Origin of the sequence: Ruegeria arenilitoris, from assembly GCF_013035315.1 — a bacterium.
Lineage (GTDB): Bacteria > Pseudomonadota > Alphaproteobacteria > Rhodobacterales > Rhodobacteraceae > Ruegeria > Ruegeria arenilitoris_D.
Genome location: NZ_WQHP01000001.1, coordinates 74148 through 91049, shown reverse-complemented (window position 1 = coordinate 91049; position 16902 = coordinate 74148). Strand labels below are relative to the sequence as shown.

General features: G+C 59.7%; 16 protein-coding genes. 6 read left to right on the top strand and 10 right to left on the bottom strand.

Annotation, left to right across the window (positions count from 1 at the left end; translation table 11 throughout):
- Positions 1-59 precede the first annotated feature (59 nt).
- Positions 60-455: a nuclear transport factor 2 family protein gene (locus GOV53_RS00470; protein WP_170424448.1), complete on the top strand. Its 396-nt coding sequence runs from the start codon at positions 60-62 to the stop codon at positions 453-455.
- Position 456: 1 nt separating this feature from the next.
- Here GOV53_RS00470 and GOV53_RS00465 read toward each other — a convergent pair whose 3' ends face one another.
- The 5 genes from GOV53_RS00465 to trkA all read right to left on the bottom strand — a co-directional run bounded on the left by GOV53_RS00465 (position 457) and on the right by trkA (position 5311).
- Complete coding sequence (locus GOV53_RS00465; protein WP_170463418.1) at positions 457-741, bottom strand: putative quinol monooxygenase; 285 nt, start codon at positions 739-741, stop codon at positions 457-459.
- Between the two features lie 18 nt (positions 742-759).
- The gene (gene hflX, locus GOV53_RS00460) at positions 760-2031 is read right to left on the bottom strand and encodes a GTPase HflX (RefSeq protein WP_170424446.1); all 1272 of its coding nucleotides are present in this window, start codon (positions 2029-2031) and stop codon (positions 760-762) included.
- Positions 2031-2270, bottom strand: a complete 240-nt coding sequence (hfq, locus tag GOV53_RS00455; RefSeq protein WP_005982826.1) for an RNA chaperone Hfq — start codon at positions 2268-2270, stop codon at positions 2031-2033. Before hfq ends, hflX begins: the two co-directional genes overlap by 1 nt.
- Before the next feature lie 126 nt (positions 2271-2396).
- A complete protein-coding gene (locus GOV53_RS00450) occupies positions 2397-3935 on the bottom strand; it encodes a TrkH family potassium uptake protein (protein WP_170424444.1) in 1539 nt (512 codons plus the stop codon).
- Positions 3935-5311: a Trk system potassium transporter TrkA gene (trkA, locus tag GOV53_RS00445; protein ID WP_170463416.1), complete on the bottom strand. Its 1377-nt coding sequence runs from the start codon at positions 5309-5311 to the stop codon at positions 3935-3937. Before trkA ends, GOV53_RS00450 begins: the two co-directional genes overlap by 1 nt.
- Before the next feature lie 96 nt (positions 5312-5407).
- Between trkA and GOV53_RS00440 the strand changes: the two genes are divergently transcribed.
- Positions 5408-5890 carry a hypothetical protein gene (locus GOV53_RS00440; protein WP_170463414.1) on the top strand — a complete coding sequence of 161 codons (483 nt, stop codon included), beginning with the start codon at positions 5408-5410 and terminating at the stop codon, positions 5888-5890.
- A gap of 12 nt (positions 5891-5902) precedes the next feature.
- On the opposite strand, the gene ntrX is transcribed toward GOV53_RS00440, so the two are convergent.
- From ntrX to dusB, 5 genes are all read right to left on the bottom strand, one after another.
- Positions 5903-7312 (bottom strand): nitrogen assimilation response regulator NtrX, encoded by a 1410-nt coding sequence (gene ntrX / locus GOV53_RS00435; RefSeq protein ID WP_170463412.1) that lies wholly within the window; start codon positions 7310-7312, stop codon positions 5903-5905.
- Positions 7309-9597 (bottom strand): sensor histidine kinase NtrY-like, encoded by a 2289-nt coding sequence (locus tag GOV53_RS00430; protein WP_170463410.1) that lies wholly within the window; start codon positions 9595-9597, stop codon positions 7309-7311. The genes ntrX and GOV53_RS00430 overlap by 4 nt, the downstream gene beginning before the upstream one ends.
- A gap of 99 nt (positions 9598-9696) precedes the next feature.
- Positions 9697-11064: a response regulator gene (locus tag GOV53_RS00425; RefSeq protein WP_170463408.1), complete on the bottom strand. Its 1368-nt coding sequence runs from the start codon at positions 11062-11064 to the stop codon at positions 9697-9699.
- Between the two features lie 39 nt (positions 11065-11103).
- The gene (locus GOV53_RS00420) at positions 11104-12171 is read right to left on the bottom strand and encodes a two-component system sensor histidine kinase NtrB (protein ID WP_170463406.1); all 1068 of its coding nucleotides are present in this window, start codon (positions 12169-12171) and stop codon (positions 11104-11106) included.
- Positions 12168-13151 (bottom strand): tRNA dihydrouridine synthase DusB, encoded by a 984-nt coding sequence (dusB, locus tag GOV53_RS00415; protein ID WP_170463403.1) that lies wholly within the window; start codon positions 13149-13151, stop codon positions 12168-12170. The genes GOV53_RS00420 and dusB overlap by 4 nt, the downstream gene beginning before the upstream one ends.
- A 185-nt stretch (positions 13152-13336) precedes the next feature.
- On the opposite strand from dusB, the gene GOV53_RS00410 reads away from it, so the two are divergent.
- The 4 genes from GOV53_RS00410 to GOV53_RS00395 all read left to right on the top strand — a co-directional run bounded on the left by GOV53_RS00410 (position 13337) and on the right by GOV53_RS00395 (position 16774).
- Positions 13337-14467, top strand: coding sequence for a bifunctional 2-C-methyl-D-erythritol 4-phosphate cytidylyltransferase/2-C-methyl-D-erythritol 2,4-cyclodiphosphate synthase (locus GOV53_RS00410; protein WP_170463400.1), 1131 nt, complete (start codon positions 13337-13339; stop codon positions 14465-14467).
- Entirely contained in the window at positions 14464-14961 is a 498-nt protein-coding gene (locus GOV53_RS00405) for a phosphatidylglycerophosphatase A family protein (RefSeq protein WP_170463398.1), read from the top strand. Before GOV53_RS00410 ends, GOV53_RS00405 begins: the two co-directional genes overlap by 4 nt.
- Positions 14958-15440: a CinA family protein gene (locus GOV53_RS00400; protein ID WP_170463396.1), complete on the top strand. Its 483-nt coding sequence runs from the start codon at positions 14958-14960 to the stop codon at positions 15438-15440. The genes GOV53_RS00405 and GOV53_RS00400 overlap by 4 nt, the downstream gene beginning before the upstream one ends.
- Before the next feature lie 152 nt (positions 15441-15592).
- Positions 15593-16774, top strand: a complete 1182-nt coding sequence (locus GOV53_RS00395) for an ammonium transporter (protein ID WP_170463394.1) — start codon at positions 15593-15595, stop codon at positions 16772-16774.
- The last annotated feature ends 128 nt before the right edge of the window (positions 16775-16902 follow it).

The window sequence follows — 16902 nt, the reverse complement described above, 5'->3', positions numbered from 1 at the left end:
GCGCACCGGTGTTTTCGCCTACGATCTGAGGGCCGACCATTTCGAGCCGGGGGGTACAGATGGCCAGTATTCGGGATATGATGAACAATCTCGCACGCGACTACGCAATCGCCTGGAGCTCAGGTGACCCAGACTCTGTCGCCAGTTTCTATGCCCCGGATGGGCAGATCGTCATCAACCGCGGCGAACCAATTGTCGGACGCGCCGCTGTCGCGGAGATGGCGCGCGGGTTCTATGCCGATTTCCCGGACCTCGAGGTGCGCTGCGACATGCTGAGATGGGCCGGTACCCACGCTATCTTTGTCTGGACCCTGGAGGGCCACCACGCGCAAACCGGCAACCATGTCGTCACGCGTGGCTGGGAAGAATGGGAGCTGACAGCGGACAACAAGGTTCAATCATCGCTCGGCTGGTTCGATGCTGAGGATTATCAGCGTCAGATTGACGGGAAGTAACCTATCCGCGCGTGATCTCGTAGTGTCGCGGGATACCCTCGGTCACCTTGAACCACTCGGACGCTTTTGTCCGCGCCTGATGCGCGTCGAAGGCGGCCTGATTTTCAAAGATCTCACTGACGTTGAAACGACCCGAAACTTCCCCGTCTTCCGCGACATCAAAGGCAAGGCACCCAGGCTCGGCCCGCGTCAGCGCGATATGATCCGACAAGGCTGCGCGTACCTGCGCGATACGGTCCGCAGGTACAGAAATATAGCCACTTAAGAATACCTTGGCACCTGACATCGCGAACTCCTGTGCCCCTCACAGGGCAGCGAACTGCGCCGCCTGTTTGTCAGTCCACAGGACGGTGATCTGAAACCCATCCTCCGTCTGCTCTTCGGCTCGCACGACGTCTTGGCGGAACAGCCAAGCCCGCTTGTTTCCTTCGGCAAACCCCAGCGTCAGAGTTGTTTCGTGCCGTACGCCTTGCAGTTTAACGGCGATTTCGGCCAGCAAGGGTTCGATCCCCTCACCTGTCACGGCAGAGATGGCGAAGATCGACGGATCGCGCTCGGCCCGTGCGAACGCGGCTTCGCGCTCGTCATCGCTCAGCAGGTCTATCTTGTTCCAGACTTCAAGCCGTGGGCGCTCGTCATCGACACCCAGAGAAGTCAGAATCGTCTCGACGTCTTGCGCCTGTTCGTCGGTTTCCTCATGACTGATGTCGCGCACATGAACGACGATATCAGCGCCCAGAACCTCTTCGAGCGTGGCGCGGAACGCTGCAACCAATTCGGTCGGCAGGTTCGAGATGAACCCCACGGTATCCGAAAGGATCACTTCGGGACCGTCGGGCAGTTCCACGCGCCGCATGGTCGGATCCAGCGTGGCGAACAGCATATCCTTGGCCATGACTTCGGCTCCGGTCAGCCGGTTGAACAGCGTGGATTTGCCCGCGTTCGTATACCCAACCAAGGCCACAATCGGATACGGCACCTTGGCCCGCGCTTTGCGGTGCAGTTCGCGGGTTTTGACCACTTTTTGCAATTGCCGCCGCAGACGCACGAGTTGTTCATCAATGGCGCGACGGTCCGCCTCGATCTGGGTTTCACCCGGACCGCCGACAAAGCCCAAACCGCCCCGCTGCCGTTCAAGGTGCGTCCAGGCACGTACCAGACGCGTCCGCTGATAGCTGAGCGCGGCCATCTCGACCTGCAGCACACCCTCACGGGTCCGGGCGCGGTCGCTGAAAATCTCAAGGATCAGTCCGGTCCGGTCGAGGATCTTGACCTTCCACGCCTTTTCCAGATTGCGCTGCTGAACAGGCGTCACCGGTCCGTCGATCAGCACCAGTTCAATCTCATTTTCCTTGAACCGCGCGCCCAGTTCCTCAATCTTGCCGCTGCCGAACAAAAGCCCCGGCTGGGCACGCTGAAGGCGCACGATTTCGGACCCGATCACATCCAGATCGGGCAAAGCGGCAGCCAAAGCCACCGCCTCTTCCAGCGCCGGTTCGGGGACACGGCGCTGTTCATCTGATTTGATTTCCGGATGCAGCACCCAGGCCCGGGTGCGCACCCTGTCATGTTCCATCAAGAGGCGTCTTCGCCCTCATACAGGTTGATCGGCTGTGACGGCATGATTGTCGAAATCGCGTGTTTGTAGACAAGCTGCGACTGTCCGTCGCGGCGCAGAAGCACGCAGAAATTGTCGAACCAGGTGATCACACCCTGCAATTTCACGCCGTTGATCAGGAATATTGTGACCGGGACCTTTGCTTTCCGTACATTGTTCAGGAACGCGTCCTGCAGATTCTGTCTGTCCGAAGCCATATTTTTATAATCTCGCCATTGTTCTTGCTACGCGCTGCGGACCAACGCGCTCCCTCCGGCAGAGTATGGAGTGTCGTTAACCGATATTCCAGATGAAAAATCAGGCAGGCCTGCAGGTGAGGATTCTCAGTCTCGCCAGAGGCTTGGCGTAATCAGCGCAATGATCGCCAACGTTTCCAACCGCCCGATCACCATCGCCGCGCACAAGGTCAGCTTTGCCCCCCAGGGCAAATCGACCAATCGGATGGGAACATCCGTGGCCAATTCGATCAACGGGCCCGTGGTGCTCAGCGCTGCGACGCTCAGAACCATCGCCTGTTCAAACCCCGACCCCATGGCGGCCAGCAGAAGGTTAAACAACGCGGTCGTCAGCGCGAACATCATCAGGAAGATCCAGGCGATAAAGGCACCATCGCTTTGAATACGCCGGTTCCCGCCGCCAATACCGCTGACGGATGAGGGGTAGATCAGGCGGTCAATTTCGCGCGCGCCGTTCAGGTACAGGGCAAAGACACGCAACAGTTTGACGCCTCCGGCAGTGGTCGCCACGCCGCCGCCGATCAACGCCAGCCCCATCAGGATCAGACCGGGCGTCCCCAGACCTGACAGCTGCTGAGCATCGTTCCAGTTGGCGCTTTCGAACCCGGCTGTGGTCAGGAATGACAACGCGGTGAACGTCATCCCCCAGATCACGCCAAGCGCTTGCATCGGCTCTAACTGGTTGCCGATCTCAAGCACCCCAGCCCATACCCGCGCAAACAACAGGGCTGCCACAAAGGCAACGATCATCAGGCCAATCCGAAACTCGGGGTCTTTGTCCAGGCGGGAATAGCCCGTGGTCGCCGTATCGGTGGAAAAGGTCAGCCGCGAAAGCGCAAAGAACAGGAACAGAAACAGGATGGCTTCGCCGGTAATGCCCGCCTGCGCGCCCTCCAGCCCCCCGACCGGAGAAATCCCGGACGTGGCCATGGTGGACATCGCGTGACACACGGCGGTCAGGCCGTTTTCACCGGCAACCAGAAGCAGGATACAGATGACGGCGGTCAGACCGGCATAGACTGGGGTCAGTGTTAGCGTCACACGGATCAGGCGACCGCGCGGATCCACCTCTTCGCTTTGGGCCACGCCAGAGACCGGGCGGCCAGGTTGACCGCGCGCCGTAATCTCGAACCCGCCCAGCGACAAAGGGGCCAGAATGGCCGCCGCTGCGATCCACATCAGCAAACCGCCCATCCATCCGACCAACGCCCGCCACAGATGCAAGGGCGCTGTCAGCCGGTCCGGGTCGGGAAACAAGTCGGCGCCGGTCGTGGTCACCGCGCTGACCATGTCGAAATAGGCGTTCAGAAAGGTGGTGTTACCCAAGGCGTCATGCAGCGGGATGGCCAGAAACAGGGGCAGGATCGTAAAGCAGCCAAGCAATACGGCCAACTGCCCCAGGGTTCCGCGACGCGGTATCCGGTTGGATGAAGCCAAGGCGATGGTCGAGACGACAAACAAGCCCAGCAAACCCGAATAGAAGAACGACCGTGACGTGTCGTGGTCATCCAGAGCCAGCGCATAAATTGCCGGAATCCACATCGAAAGGGACACAATTCCCCAGATCAAAAGAAACAGCGGTAAGCGCTGTATCAGCCTGATCTGTTGTCTCCGAGCGCGCGCCATCAGAAGAAATCGATTGAAACCTGCAACAGGCGCTCGACTTCGGGCACATCCTTGGCCATGGCAAAGATCGCCAAGACGTCTTTTTCTTCAATCCGCAGGCTGCCGGTCGGACGCAACAGCTCGTCGCCCTTTCGGACGGCCCCCACCAGAACGCCCTCGGGAAAATCGATGTCCCGCAATTTCTGTCCGGCCATCGGAGAGGTCGACAGGACCTCGGCCTCGATCACCTCGGCCTCGGCATCGCCAATCGAATAGACCTGACGCACCCGCCCGTGACGGATATGGCGCAGGATCGAGCTGACAGTGGTCGCACGCGGGTTAATGTAAGCGTCAATTCCCAGCGGCCCCATCAGCGCCACCATGCTGGGGTCGTTGATCAGCGCGATCGCAAGGGCGCAGCCCTCGGCTTTGGCCCGTACGGCGGCCAGCATGTTCGCCCGATCATCATCGGTGACCGCCAACATCGCATCGGCCCGCTCAATCCCCGCCTCGCGCAGCAGCGCGGCGTCCAGACCGTCGCCATTCAGAACAATCGTACGCTCCAGTGCCTCTGCAGCAAGTTCCGCACTTTGACGGTCGCGTTCGATAACCTTGGCGCGGACGCGGCTTTCGCGTTCTTCCAGTGTCCGTGCGACCTCGAGCCCCACATTGCCGCCGCCCACGATCACCACGCGGTCCTGCTTTTTCTGAGCTTTACCGAACACCTCCATGGTGCGGTCCACGTCTTTGACGTTGGTGAAGACATAGCATTCGTCGCCGACAAACAGCTGGTCTTCGGATTCAGGAGCGAACAGCGTGCCTTCGCGTCGCACCCCAACCACGATCGAGCTGAGCGTCGAAAACAGATCCGTCAACTGGCGCAGAGGCGTGTTCACGATCGGGCAGTCTTCATCGATGCGAATGCCCAGCAACTGCGCCTGCCCGTCCATGAACATCTCGGTATCAAAAGCCGAGGGGGCCGACAAACGGCGCATCGCGGCTGCTGCGACCTCGCGCTCGGGACTGATCACTACATCAATCGGCAGGTGATCGCGGCGAAACAGGTCCGAATGAATAGCCTGCAGATAAGATTTCGACCGCAAACGTGCGATCTTGCGTTGGATCGAAAAAATCGAGTGCGCCATCTGGCAGGTGACCATATTCACCTCGTCCGAATGAGTCGCAGCAATGATCATATCGGCGTCCCGCGCCCCTGCACGCTCCAGCACATCCGGATAGCTGGCAAACCCGGCGATTCCCTGAACATCCAGCGTCTCTGTCGCCCGGCGCACCAGATCGGGATTGTTGTCCACCACCGTTACGTCATTCAGCTCGCCCGACAAGTGACGTGCGATCTGCCAGCCGACCTGACCGGCACCGCAAATGATGACCTTCATGTTTCTGGCCCTTCTGCCTGAAATCCTTGAATGACAGATGCCCCCATAGCGGTCAATTGAATTGTCATATCTGCCAAACTGAGGCAAGATAAGCCTATGAAATCAGTGCTTCACTTGCTTATTCCCGTGATGGCCCTGTCCGCGTGTACGGGCCCCTTGTCGCTGTACTACCGCGAGGGCGAAAGCGTTGCGCGCGCCCAGTCTGATACCACCCAGTGCCAAGTTCAGGCCGTTCAGAACGTGCCAGTGGCCAATCAGGTACGGCAAAGCCCGCCCACTTATTGGCCCGGTCGCACCTACTGCGACAGTCGCGGCTACTGCCACCGCTCACCCGGCTGGTGGCAACCGGGGCAGGTTTACACCGTTGATGTCAACGCAGGGCTACGCAACTCGGTTGAGGCGCAGTGCATGGCCCAAAAGGGCTATCGCCCGGTCAGCCTGCCACCTTGCAAACAGAACGTGAAAGCCAGCGTTGCAGCACAGCGCACGACCAAATTGCCGCCACTGGGTACCGAATCCTGTTACGTGAAATTCGACGACGGATCATTCCAGATCATCACCCCGGGTCAGGCGGGGTGATGCTCCGGCGGATTACTCCGCCGGTTCCGGTTCGTCGATCTGGGCTACACGCGCGCCGGATTTGTTCGAGGTCACAACCCCCAAGGATTTCAGCTTGCGGTGCAGCGCGCTGCGCTCCATCCCAACAAAGCTGGCTGTCCGGCTGATATTGCCGCCAAAGCGATTGATTTGGGTCAGTAGGTACTCACGCTCGAACGCCTCGCGCGCTTCACGCAGCGGCAGAGTCGCCAGGGCACCAGACAGGACCACGCGGCCAGAATCGTCTGTCTTTTCCTCTTCAGTCGGCAACTCGCGGGCCTCAATGGGACCTGTGCCGTCGCCAAGGATCAGAACACGCTCGATCAGGTTCTTAAGCTGACGCACATTGCCCGGCCACGTCATCGTCTGCAGCAGCGCCACGGCCTCTTCCGAGATGTCGCGCACCGGCAAGCCTTGGGTTTCGTTGCACATTTCGATGAAGTGCTGCGCCAGAACCGGGATATCTTCGCGCCGATCCTCTAACGACGGAACAGCAATCGGTACAACATTCAGTCGATGATACAGCTCTTCGCGGAACCGATCGCCTTCGATCTCGGCCTCAAGATCGCGGTTGGTCGAAGAGATCACCCGCAGGTCAACCCGTACTTTGTCCGAGCCACCTACCCTCTGGAATTGCTGATCGACCAGCACGCGCAGAATCTTGGACTGCGTGCCCAAGGGCATATCGGCAACTTCGTCGAAGTAAATCACGCCGCCATGCGCCTCCTCCAGCAGTCCGGATTCGATCCCGCGTTCCGAGGATTCGCGTCCGAACAGCACCTCTTCGACACGCTCAGGTTCGATCCCGGCGCAGTTAACGGTGACAAACGGCGCATTGGCGCGGTTGGAATGGGCGTGGATATACCGCGCGGCGATCTCTTTGCCCGATCCAGCCGGTCCGCTCAGCATCACGCGACCGTTTGATTTGGTCACCTTGTCCAAATGGCTCTGCATTGCCCGGAACGAGGCCGACTTGCCGATCATATCCGAATTCGTGACCTCGCGGCGCTTGAGCGAGGCATTCTCGCGGCGCAGACGCGACGTTTCCATCGCGCGGCGGATAACCACCATCAGCTGGTCGATGTTAAAGGGCTTTTCGATAAAGTCGTAAGCCCCCTGCTTGATCGCGGCGACCGCGATTTCGATGTTGCCATGTCCGGAAATGATTACGACCGGTACATCCGGGTTATCGCGTTTAACCGCCTTCAGGATATCGATCCCATCCATCCGACTGTCTTTCAGCCAGATATCAAGGATCAACAGCCCCGGTGGTTCCGAGTTAATGGCCGCCATGCATTCGTCCGAGTTGCCAGCCAACCGGGTTGCATAGCCTTCGTCCTCCAGAATGTCGGACACCAGTTCGCGAATATCGCGCTCGTCATCTACGATCAGAATGTCACTCATCTTTGGCCTGCTTTCAGTTTGTTGGTTTTGATTGCCTGCTTTTGTGGCGCTGATGTCTGGGAAAAATTGCCCCCCGGCAAACGGATCACAGCCATCGCACCGAAATGGTCTTGTCCGTCGAAAACGGGCGCATCTTCCAAAGTCAGCGCTCCGCCATGTTCTTCTATGATCTTTTTGACGATGGGCAGGCCCAGACCTGTGCCCTCGTCGCGGGTGGTGACATAGGGCTCAAACAACCGTGCCCTGTCCTCGGGCAGGCCTATGCCATTATCCGCAATCGTGATTACCGTTCCCGCATCATCATTGGATACGTCCACTTTTATCTGTGGCTTTAGGTTTTCAGGTGGACCCTTTTTCTTAAGCGTTTCAATTGCCTCACCCGCGTTCTTTATCAAGTTCGTCAATGCCTGATTCAGCATCGTCGCGTCCACATCCGCCTGGATTGGATGATCCGGCAAGGTCGCGTCGATCTGCACATCCGGTTGTCCGGCCTGCTGCAACAGAACCGCTTCGCGCACCAGACCCACGATTTCTTCTTCCCGTCGGTCAGGTTCCGGCATACGCGCGAATTTCGAAAACTCATCCACGATCCGCCGCAGATCGTTTGTCTGCCGCACGATCACATCGGTCATGGATTCAAGGCTATCGCAATCCTCTTCGTCCAGTTTGCGCGAGAATTTGCGTTTGATCCGTTCGGCGCTGAGCTGGATGGGTGTCAGAGGGTTCTTGATCTCATGCGCGATGCGCCGGGCCACGTCACCCCATGCGGCCATACGCTGCGCACTGACCAGATCGGTCACGTCATCGAAAGCGACCACATAGCCCTCTAAGCCACCATCCTCGCCACGCCGGGTTGCCATCCGCACCAGCAGGTTTTCCAGCCGCCCTTTGCGCGTGACCTTAATCTCGCCCTGTACAGCCTCTTGCCCGCTGTCCTTAAGGCTTTCAAACAACGGCAGGAATTCCGGAACCGCGATCCCAATCGCCAGATGTTCTTCGCCGCGCGACCAGTCCAAAAGACGTTCAGCCGAGCGGTTCACGAAGGTCACGCACCCATCCGAATCGACACCGACAACGCCCGAGGTCACCGAGCTGAGAACCGAATCAAACAGACGGCGGCGGCGTTCGATCTGCTGAGTGTTTTCAAGCAGAGTGTCCCGTTGCCCTTTAAGTTGGCGCGTCATCTGATTGAAATAACGGCCTAACATGGCGATTTCGTCATCGCTGGCCTCTTCAATGACCTGAACACTCAGGTCTCCGGCACCGACCCTTTGCGCCGCCGTTGTCAGACGCCCCACGGGACGTGACAGGCGCTCGGCAAACCACATGCCCAGCGACATTGCTGCAAGTATCAGGATGACAGCGAAGCCAAGGTAAAGAAGCCCGAATTCGAACAGAACCCGGCCCCTTTCGCTTTCGAGCTGTTGATAGAACTGCACCGTCTCTTTGGTGTCATCCAGCAGGGTCAGCAACTCTCCGTCCACCTCGCGGCTGACATAGAGGTACCGGTCCAGATAGGCCTGCAACGGCACCAGAGCGCGGAATTCATTATTTTGCCAATCGGCGATGATCAGAAGGCCCTCGTCAGTGGCCTCGACCATCTGCTCGGGCGTCGGAGCTTCGTAGTTGAAAAGATAAGACCGGTCCCCGCGAGATTTGATTTCCCCACTGCCGTCAATGACATAGGCCTCGCGCAGGCCGCGCTGGATCTGGGACTGACCCTGCGCCAGAACCTCGCGCAATTCGGCATCAGAGATGTAGAAATCCAACGCCCGTGCATTGTCGAGATAGCGAGACAGAACAACAGCGTCCTGGGTCAAACCGCGACGATGCTCAAGCTCATAGGCTTCGGCCGCGGACAGGGACGATCCGACCACCTGTCGAACTCGATCCGAGAACCAGCCTTCGAGGCCGATATTCACTGTGAGGCCTGCAAAGATCGCCACGGTTACCGTGGGCACAAGCGCCAGCAGCGTGAACGCCCCGATCAACCGAAGGTGCAAACGAGACCCTGCGGATTTGGCCCGACGCGCTGCGATAAGGCTGCCCACCTGCCCCAACACCAGGGCCGCGACGACCAGCACATAAACCAGATCGGCCAGAAGAATCAGACGTAGTGTGGGCGCGGCCGAGCCCAGATCAAATGGGCCGATGACCAGATAGGTGGCCAGCGCCAGAACCGGCCCCAGAAGAACCAGCCCCAAGGTGCTAATATTGCGCAGTTTTCGGGATTTCCGCCACCGATCAATCGATAGGATCAGCCCGCTCTGTGCTCGGGTTGCCACCGTCTGCCCTCATCCTGATGTGCCGCTTTCGCGGCTTACCGCCATATCTCGTGGTCGTTGCCGGATGTGTACCCGGATGCCACGCTTTGTGTGGCCATATTACATCAGTTTGCGGCGCCGTGTCACCTGAATATCGAGATCAGTGATTTTTTTGCGCAGCGTATTCCTGTTGATCCCCAGCAAATCGGCACATTTCGCCTGATTTCCGCCGGTTGCGTCCAATGCCTGTTCGATCAGAGGGGCCTCAACTTCACGCAGGATGCGCTGATACAGGCCTGGGGGTGGCAATAAATTGCCATGCAGATCGAAATAGCGGCGCAAATGGCGGGCAACCGAGGCCGAGAGTTTTTCCCGCTCGCCGTCCCCTAGAACAGGTTCCGCTTCCGGCTGGCTGCCCAACACCATCTCGACCTCGGCCTTGGAGATCTCCTCGGCGCGGCTGGTCAGGCTCAGGCGGCGGATCGCATTTTCCAGTTGCCGGACGTTTCCGGGCCAGGAATACCGCCGGACCAGCTCCACCGCCTCGGGGCTGAGCCAACGTTTCGTGCCGTGTTCACGCTCTTCCCGCGCTAAAAAGTGATCGGCTAGCAGAGTAATGTCATCGACGCGCTCGCGCAGCGCAGGAACGTGGATCGTTGCTCCGCACAGACGGTAATACAGGTCCTGACGCACCCGCCCGCTCTCCATCGCTTCGGTCAGATCGGATTGGCTGGTCGCCATGAAACGCGGGACATGATCGCCGGGCGTGTCCATCATACGAACGATGCGAGCCTGAATCTCATCTTCGATGTCAGCGATCTCATCAATCAACAGCGTACCACCGCGCACCCGCGCCATGATGCGCGCCGGGCCCTCCAAATCGCGCAGATCGCCTGCAGTTGCGGTCACAAAAGGCAGCGTGCGCCGGTCCGAGAAGTCATGAATAGCGCGCGCGATCAAAGACTTACCGGTACCACTTTCACCAGAAATCATCACCGATAGGTCAGTATTCATCACCCGCGCCACGAGGCGATACAAGGCCTGCATCCCCGGCGTGCGGCCGACCAGTGGCAGTTCTTCAGGACGATCCTCAACCGGGGCCGCGGTTTCGGTCTGAACGCGTTGCTTCTGCTCTAGTGCTCGCGCGGTGCGTTTCATCAGGTCCGGCAAGTCGAACGGTTTGGGCAGATAGTCGTAAGCATCAGCCTCGGCGGCCTGAATGGCCGTCATGATTGTGTTCTGGGCCGAGATCACGATCACCGGCAGCCCCGGCCGGTCCTGTGCGATCTTGGGCAGCATCTCAAGCCCGTTTCCGTCCGGCATGACCACGTCCGAGATAACGACGTCGCCTTTCCCCTCACCGACCCAGCGCATCAGCGTCGTCAGCGACGAGGTCGCATGCACCTTGCACCCGGCCCGGGTCAGGGCCTGGGTCAGAACGGTTCGGATCGTGCGGTCGTCATCTGCGACCAGTACTGTGCCATCCATCGGGTGCTCTCCTTACTTATCTCTGCTCGGCTGTCCGTCTCAGCTTGCGTCGCGCGGCGCGCGTCTGAGGGACAGGCGGAATACTGTGTGGCCCGGAACCGACTCGGCTGAAATCCAGCCGTCGTGGTCCGAGATGATTTTGCTGACCAGCGCCAGCCCAAGGCCGGTGCCGTTTTCCTTGCCGGAAACGAAGGGGTCGAAGATGTCGCTGCGGATTTTGTCCGGCAAACCGGGGCCATCGTCGATGATTTCGATCTGAAGCGGCAACGAATGCCCCGACCCGTCACTGCGGCGCAGGCGGAAGGAATGTTCGAAATACGTGCGCAGGCGAATGGTCCCACCCTTGTCACCAGCTGCCTCGGATGCGTTCTTGAGCAGGTTCAACACAACCTGCAACAGCTGATCCGGGTCTCCAAAAGCCAGTGGCAGCGAGGGGTCGTAATCCTCAATGATCGTCATTTGAGCGCCAAAGCCCAGCAAGGCCGACCGACGCGCACGATCCAGAACGTCGTGGATGTTCACCGGTTTGAAATCAGGCTGAGACAAGTTTCCAAACTGCTCAACCTGTTCCAACAGCTTCACGATCCGGCGACTTTCAGCAACAATTAAGTCCGTCAGCTCAAGGTCTTGCTGACTGATATTCATGCTCAACAACTGCGCGGCCCCGGTGATCCCGGCCAGTGGGTTCTTGATCTCATGTGCCAGCATCTCGGCCATACCGATTGCTGACTGCGCCGCAGACTTGACGGTATTGCCCCGCGTCATCCGCCCCGCCAGTTCACGTGGCGACATCGTCATGATCATGAAACCCGGATGCCCCAACAGCGGAGCAATCTGCAGCGCACACTGCAACGGCGCGCGATTTCCCGAGCCGACGTCGACATCATTTACGAACAGCGGTGTGCCTTGCTGGCGCGCGCGCAGGAACGCCTCTTCCAGAGGCGCATCGACCGCGATCTGATCCCAGACCGGGTGGCCAATGACCGCCTTGCGGGATGCGTTCAGGAACCCCTCACCGGCGGAGTTTACATCCGTGATCCGATCATCGGCATCGATGATAAAGGCCGGAACGGGCAGCGACGCCCAGATGCTCTGATCCGAGTTCATGCCGCTGCCTCCGTATCGCCGCTGAGTGCATCGCCCAACAGGCGCAAAACCTCAGCAGTGTCGCGCGAAGTCAGAACCGCACGGCGCAAGGTGGCCGGGGTGCCCGCCTCATCCATATACCAACCCAGATGCTTGCGGGCGACGCGCAGGCCAAGATCGGTGCCGTAGAACGCCAGCATCGCCTCGTAGTGGCCACGCACCATGTCGATCAGGTCGCCGTTGGCGGGAATGACCGGGGCATCCGCGCCGTACAAGTCGTGACAAATCTGGGCCAACACCCACGGCTTGCCCTGCGCCCCGCGGCCCACCATGACGCCATCCGCATTTGACTGGCCCAACGCCTTTCGCGCTGCTTCGGTGTCGATGATGTCCCCGTTCGCGATCACAGGGATTGAGACCGCATCTTTCACCGCCCGGATCGCCTGCCAATCAGCGTGGCCCTTGTAGAACTGGCAACGCGTCCGCCCATGGATGGTCACCATGCGGATCCCTGCATCCTGCGCTCGTCGCGCCACGTCCGGCGCGTTCAGCAAATTGTCGTCCCAACCCAAACGGGTTTTCAACGTCACCGGAACGTCGACGGCCTGGACCACCGCTTCGATCAGCGTCAGCGCGTGATCGGGCGTTTTCAGCAAGGCTGACCCGGAATAACCGTTCGTGACCTTTTTGGCCGGACAGCCCATGTTGATGTCAATGACCCGCGCGCCGCGATCAGCGACCTGACGGGCGGCCTCGGCCATCCAATGCGCCTCGCGACCCGCGAGCTGAACGGCGGTGTTTTCCACGTCGGCAGACAGCTCTGCCCGCTCGCGCACACCAGGTTTGGCCTGAACCATTTCCTGACTGGCGACCATTTCGCTCACGACCATGCCCGCGCCAAAGCGCATGACCAGATCACGGAATGGCCGGTCGGTGATTCCGGCCATCGGTGCCAGCAGAACAGGCGGATTCAGGGTTTTGTCAGCGAGTTGCAGGGTCAACGTGCTTAATCCTTGGGCAGTTGCGACTTAGATATCGAATTCGCGGCATATGAACAACAAAACGGCAGGAAACAAGCCTGCAAAATCATCATGTGCTTAATTTTTAGGCAGCTTTACGCGGGTGATTGCCACTGCATTCACCGCAGCTTAAACACTGCGCTCAAATCACCGGAGTTTTCGCCCCTATGACCACCGCTGCCATCATCGTCGCCGCAGGACGCGGGCTGCGCGCCGGAGGGGGGATGCCAAAGCAGTGGCGGCCTTTGGGTGGACGCCGTGTAGCCGATTGGACTCTCGACAAGTTTCGCGGTCAGGTCGACCATATCGTGCTGGTTCTGTCTGAAGAGGATCAACCCGCTTGGGATGAGTTTTCCGGCACCGATCTGCTTTTGGCCTCCGGCGGGGATGATCGCGCCGGTTCTGTACGCAACGGGCTGGCTGCTCTGGCGGGCCTTGGTGTCGAGCAGGTTCTCATCCACGATGTCGCCCGCCCCTGCGTGACTGGCGAGACTATTCAGAACGTTCTGCAGGCGCTTTCCACGCATGACGCCGCCGCGCCCGGACAGGCTGTGACGGATGCACTCTGGACCGGGGACGGAGCGGTTGTCACGGGAACGCAAGACCGCAACGGCCTCTTTGCTGCGCAGACCCCGCAGGGATTTCGCTATCACGCAATCGTTGCGGCCCATGCTGAACACCCGGGTGGCGCGGCAGATGATGTTGAGGTCGCCCGCGCCGCAGGTCTGGACGTGGCCATCGTGGCTGGCGACGCGGACAACATCAAAATCACCCGGCCCGAGGATTTTGCCCGGGTGGAACGGATATTGGGAACGGATATGGATGTAAGATTGGGCAACGGCTATGACGTGCACCGCTTTGGCGACGGCGATCACGTGATCCTGTGCGGGGTGAAGGTGCCGCATGATCGAGGACTGCAAGGCCATTCCGACGCAGACGTTGGCATGCATGCAGTCACCGATGCGATCTATGGCGCGTTGGCGCAGGGCGATATCGGCCAGCACTTCCCCCCGTCCGACCCGCAATGGAAAGGCGCGGCCAGCGAGATCTTTCTGCGGCACGCTGTCGAACTTGCCGCGACGATGGGCTACGATATCTCGAACGTCGATTGCACGCTGGTCTGCGAATATCCCAAGATCGGCCCCCATGCGCCCGCAATGCGCGAGGAAATGGCCCGCATTATGGGACTGCGCGTAGATCAGATCTCGGTCAAGGCGACCACCTCGGAACGGCTGGGCTTTACCGGACGCAGTGAAGGCATCGCATCATTGGCCACAGCCTGTTTGGTGAAATCATGACCGCCGCGCGCCTGATCGGAACCGTTTGCGGTGTAGGCCACCTGCGCCCTGCCCCCGGCACCTGGGGATCGTTGGCCGCCCTGCCCTTGGCATGGGTTCTGCACACGCTAGGCGGATTTCCCCTTTTGGTCATCGCCACGATCGCCGTTTTCGTCGGCGGCCTATGGGCGACTAAGGTCATGACCGCCGGGCAGGACGACCATGATCCTTCGGAAATCGTGATCGACGAGGTTGCTGGGCAATTCATCGCACTCTGGGCGATCTCCTACCCCTCTTGGGCGCATGGGATTGAGATCACGGCGCTGTGGCCCGGTTGGGTCGCGGGTTTCCTGCTGTTCCGCCTATTCGACATCACCAAACCCGGCCCCGTCGGCTGGGCGGATCGCAAGGGCGACGCGATGGGGGTTATGCTGGATGACGTTATCGCAGGCGTTTTCGCCGGAATTGGCGTGCTGATCCTGGCCGGTGTCTCTCACGGAGTCCTAGGGCTATGAACGTCGCCGATCTGCTTGACCGCGCCAAGGCGCAGGGCGTGATGATCGCCACCGCTGAAAGCTGCACCGGCGGGATGGTCGCGGCTGCGCTGACGGATATTCCTGGCAGTTCGGCCGTGGTGGATCGCGGCTTTGTCACCTACACGAACGCGGCTAAGCAACAGATGCTAGGCGTAAGGGCAGATACCCTGGACGCGCATGGAGCCGTCTCCGAAGAGGTCGCGCAGGAAATGGCAGACGGCGCGCTGAGGAACTCGGGTGCGCAACTGACAGTGTCCATAACCGGCATTGCAGGCCCCGGCGGATCGGAGTTCAAACCCGAAGGCCGCGTCTGCTTTGGCCTGGCTGTCGAAGGGCAGCGAACGGTGACCGAAACCGTCGAATTCGGCGCGTTGGGCCGCGACAAAGTCCGTCTGGCAGCACGCGACCACGCGTTAGACCTGCTGTCGCGCGGCCTTTTAGAACCTGCCCAAAATTAAAGCACGCAGCGCGTTTTGCTGCACATTTAATCGCCGGTTGGCTAAAAGCCCTTAAAATAAGCACTCTATTCGGCGGTTGCCTCTTTTTTCCCCGCCCTCTCTCCGCTTGAACGCCCCACGCAAGTGGAAGACGCCTAAGAGGAGACCGGCTGATGAATGGAGCCGATACCGCCTGGATCATAGTTGCAACCGCACTGGTCCTTTTCATGACATTGCCGGGCCTTGCCCTGTTCTACGGCGGCCTCGTGCGCGCCCGCAACGTGCTGAGCGTATTCATGCACTGCTTTTCGATCGCCTGTTTGATGAGCATCCTTTGGCTGGTCGCAGGCTATTCGATCGCGTTTGGCGACGGCGGTTCGGGCCTGTGGGGCGGTTTGGGCAAAGCGTTTCTGAATGGCGTCGACGCCGACAGCCTGTCGGGCAACCTGCCCGAGATCCTGTTCTTTGCCTTCCAGATGACATTCGCGATCATCACCCCTGCCTTGATCGTTGGCGCCTATGTAGAACGTGTGGGCTTTGGGTTCGTGCTGACGTTCTCGGGCCTGTGGATGCTGCTGTGCTATGCGCCGGTCGTTCATTGGATCTGGGGCGGCGGCATTCTGACCGATGGCGGTATTCTGGGTGAGGTCGGCGTGCGTGATTTTGCCGGAGGTATCGTGGTTCACGAAACCGCAGGTCTGGCCGCCCTGATCATTGCCATTGTTCTGGGTCCGCGCCGCAATCGCACGACCCCGCCGCACAATCCCGGCTTTGTCATGATCGGTGCCGCGATGCTTTGGGTCGGTTGGTTCGGCTTCAACGGCGGCTCGCAACTGGCCGCTGACGGAGGTGCCGCGATGGCAATGACCGTCACTCATATCTCAGCAGCGACTGCATCGCTGACATGGGCTCTTTATGAACGCATCAAATACGGCAAAGCCTCGATGGTCGGTCTGGTCACTGGTACGATTGCCGGTCTGGCCTCGATCACCCCGGCGTCCGGCTATGTCGATCCGGTTCAGGCACTGATCATCGGCGCTGTTGCCGGCGTCCTGTGTCAAGAGGCGGTCAACGTGATCCGAAACATGCTGAAGATCGACGACACGCTGGACGTTTTCGCCGTGCACGGCGTAGGCGGCATCTTTGGCACCATCATGATCGCAGTCTTTGGTCTGGGTGCGTGGACGGCGCAAATCGGCGGGCTCGTTATCGTCGGTGCGTTTACGGCGGTTGTCACATTTGTGTTGATCAAGGTGGTTGCGCTGATCACGCCGCTTCGCGTAGACGCAGAGACCGAAACAAACGGGCTCGATCTTTCGATACACGGCGAACGGGCTTACGACATGAGCAGCTAAGCCCACCTTGGCTGCCCATCGCCCGAAAGGGCACAAAGCGGACCTGTTGAGGGTCCGCTTTTCTTTTGTGCGCAACCCTCTCGACTCTGGGCCAAGGGACAGGCTATCAGCCCGCAATGCCATTTAGC

Bases quoted from the DNA above. Each gene is read 5' to 3' on its own strand.
- GOV53_RS00465 (WP_170463418.1), bottom strand. From the start codon at position 741: ATGTCAGGTGCCAAGGTATTCTTAAGTGGCTATATTTCTGTACCTGCG.
- GOV53_RS00450 (WP_170424444.1), bottom strand. From the start codon at position 3,935: ATGGCGCGCGCTCGGAGACAACAGATCAGGCTGATACAGCGCTTACCG.
- hfq (WP_005982826.1), bottom strand. From the start codon at position 2,270: ATGGCTTCGGACAGACAGAATCTGCAGGACGCGTTCCTGAACAATGTA.
- GOV53_RS00400 (WP_170463396.1), top strand. From the start codon at position 14,958: ATGAACGTCGCCGATCTGCTTGACCGCGCCAAGGCGCAGGGCGTGATG.
- ntrX (WP_170463412.1), bottom strand. From the start codon at position 7,312: ATGAGTGACATTCTGATCGTAGATGACGAGCGCGATATTCGCGAACTG.
- hflX (WP_170424446.1), bottom strand. From the start codon at position 2,031: ATGGAACATGACAGGGTGCGCACCCGGGCCTGGGTGCTGCATCCGGAA.
- GOV53_RS00410 (WP_170463400.1), top strand. From the start codon at position 13,337: ATGACCACCGCTGCCATCATCGTCGCCGCAGGACGCGGGCTGCGCGCC.
- trkA (WP_170463416.1), bottom strand. From the start codon at position 5,311: ATGAAGGTCATCATTTGCGGTGCCGGTCAGGTCGGCTGGCAGATCGCA.
- GOV53_RS00420 (WP_170463406.1), bottom strand. From the start codon at position 12,171: ATGAACTCGGATCAGAGCATCTGGGCGTCGCTGCCCGTTCCGGCCTTT.
- GOV53_RS00440 (WP_170463414.1), top strand. From the start codon at position 5,408: ATGAAATCAGTGCTTCACTTGCTTATTCCCGTGATGGCCCTGTCCGCG.
- GOV53_RS00405 (WP_170463398.1), top strand. From the start codon at position 14,464: ATGACCGCCGCGCGCCTGATCGGAACCGTTTGCGGTGTAGGCCACCTG.
- GOV53_RS00470 (WP_170424448.1), top strand. From the start codon at position 60: ATGGCCAGTATTCGGGATATGATGAACAATCTCGCACGCGACTACGCA.
- GOV53_RS00395 (WP_170463394.1), top strand. From the start codon at position 15,593: ATGAATGGAGCCGATACCGCCTGGATCATAGTTGCAACCGCACTGGTC.
- GOV53_RS00425 (WP_170463408.1), bottom strand. From the start codon at position 11,064: ATGGATGGCACAGTACTGGTCGCAGATGACGACCGCACGATCCGAACC.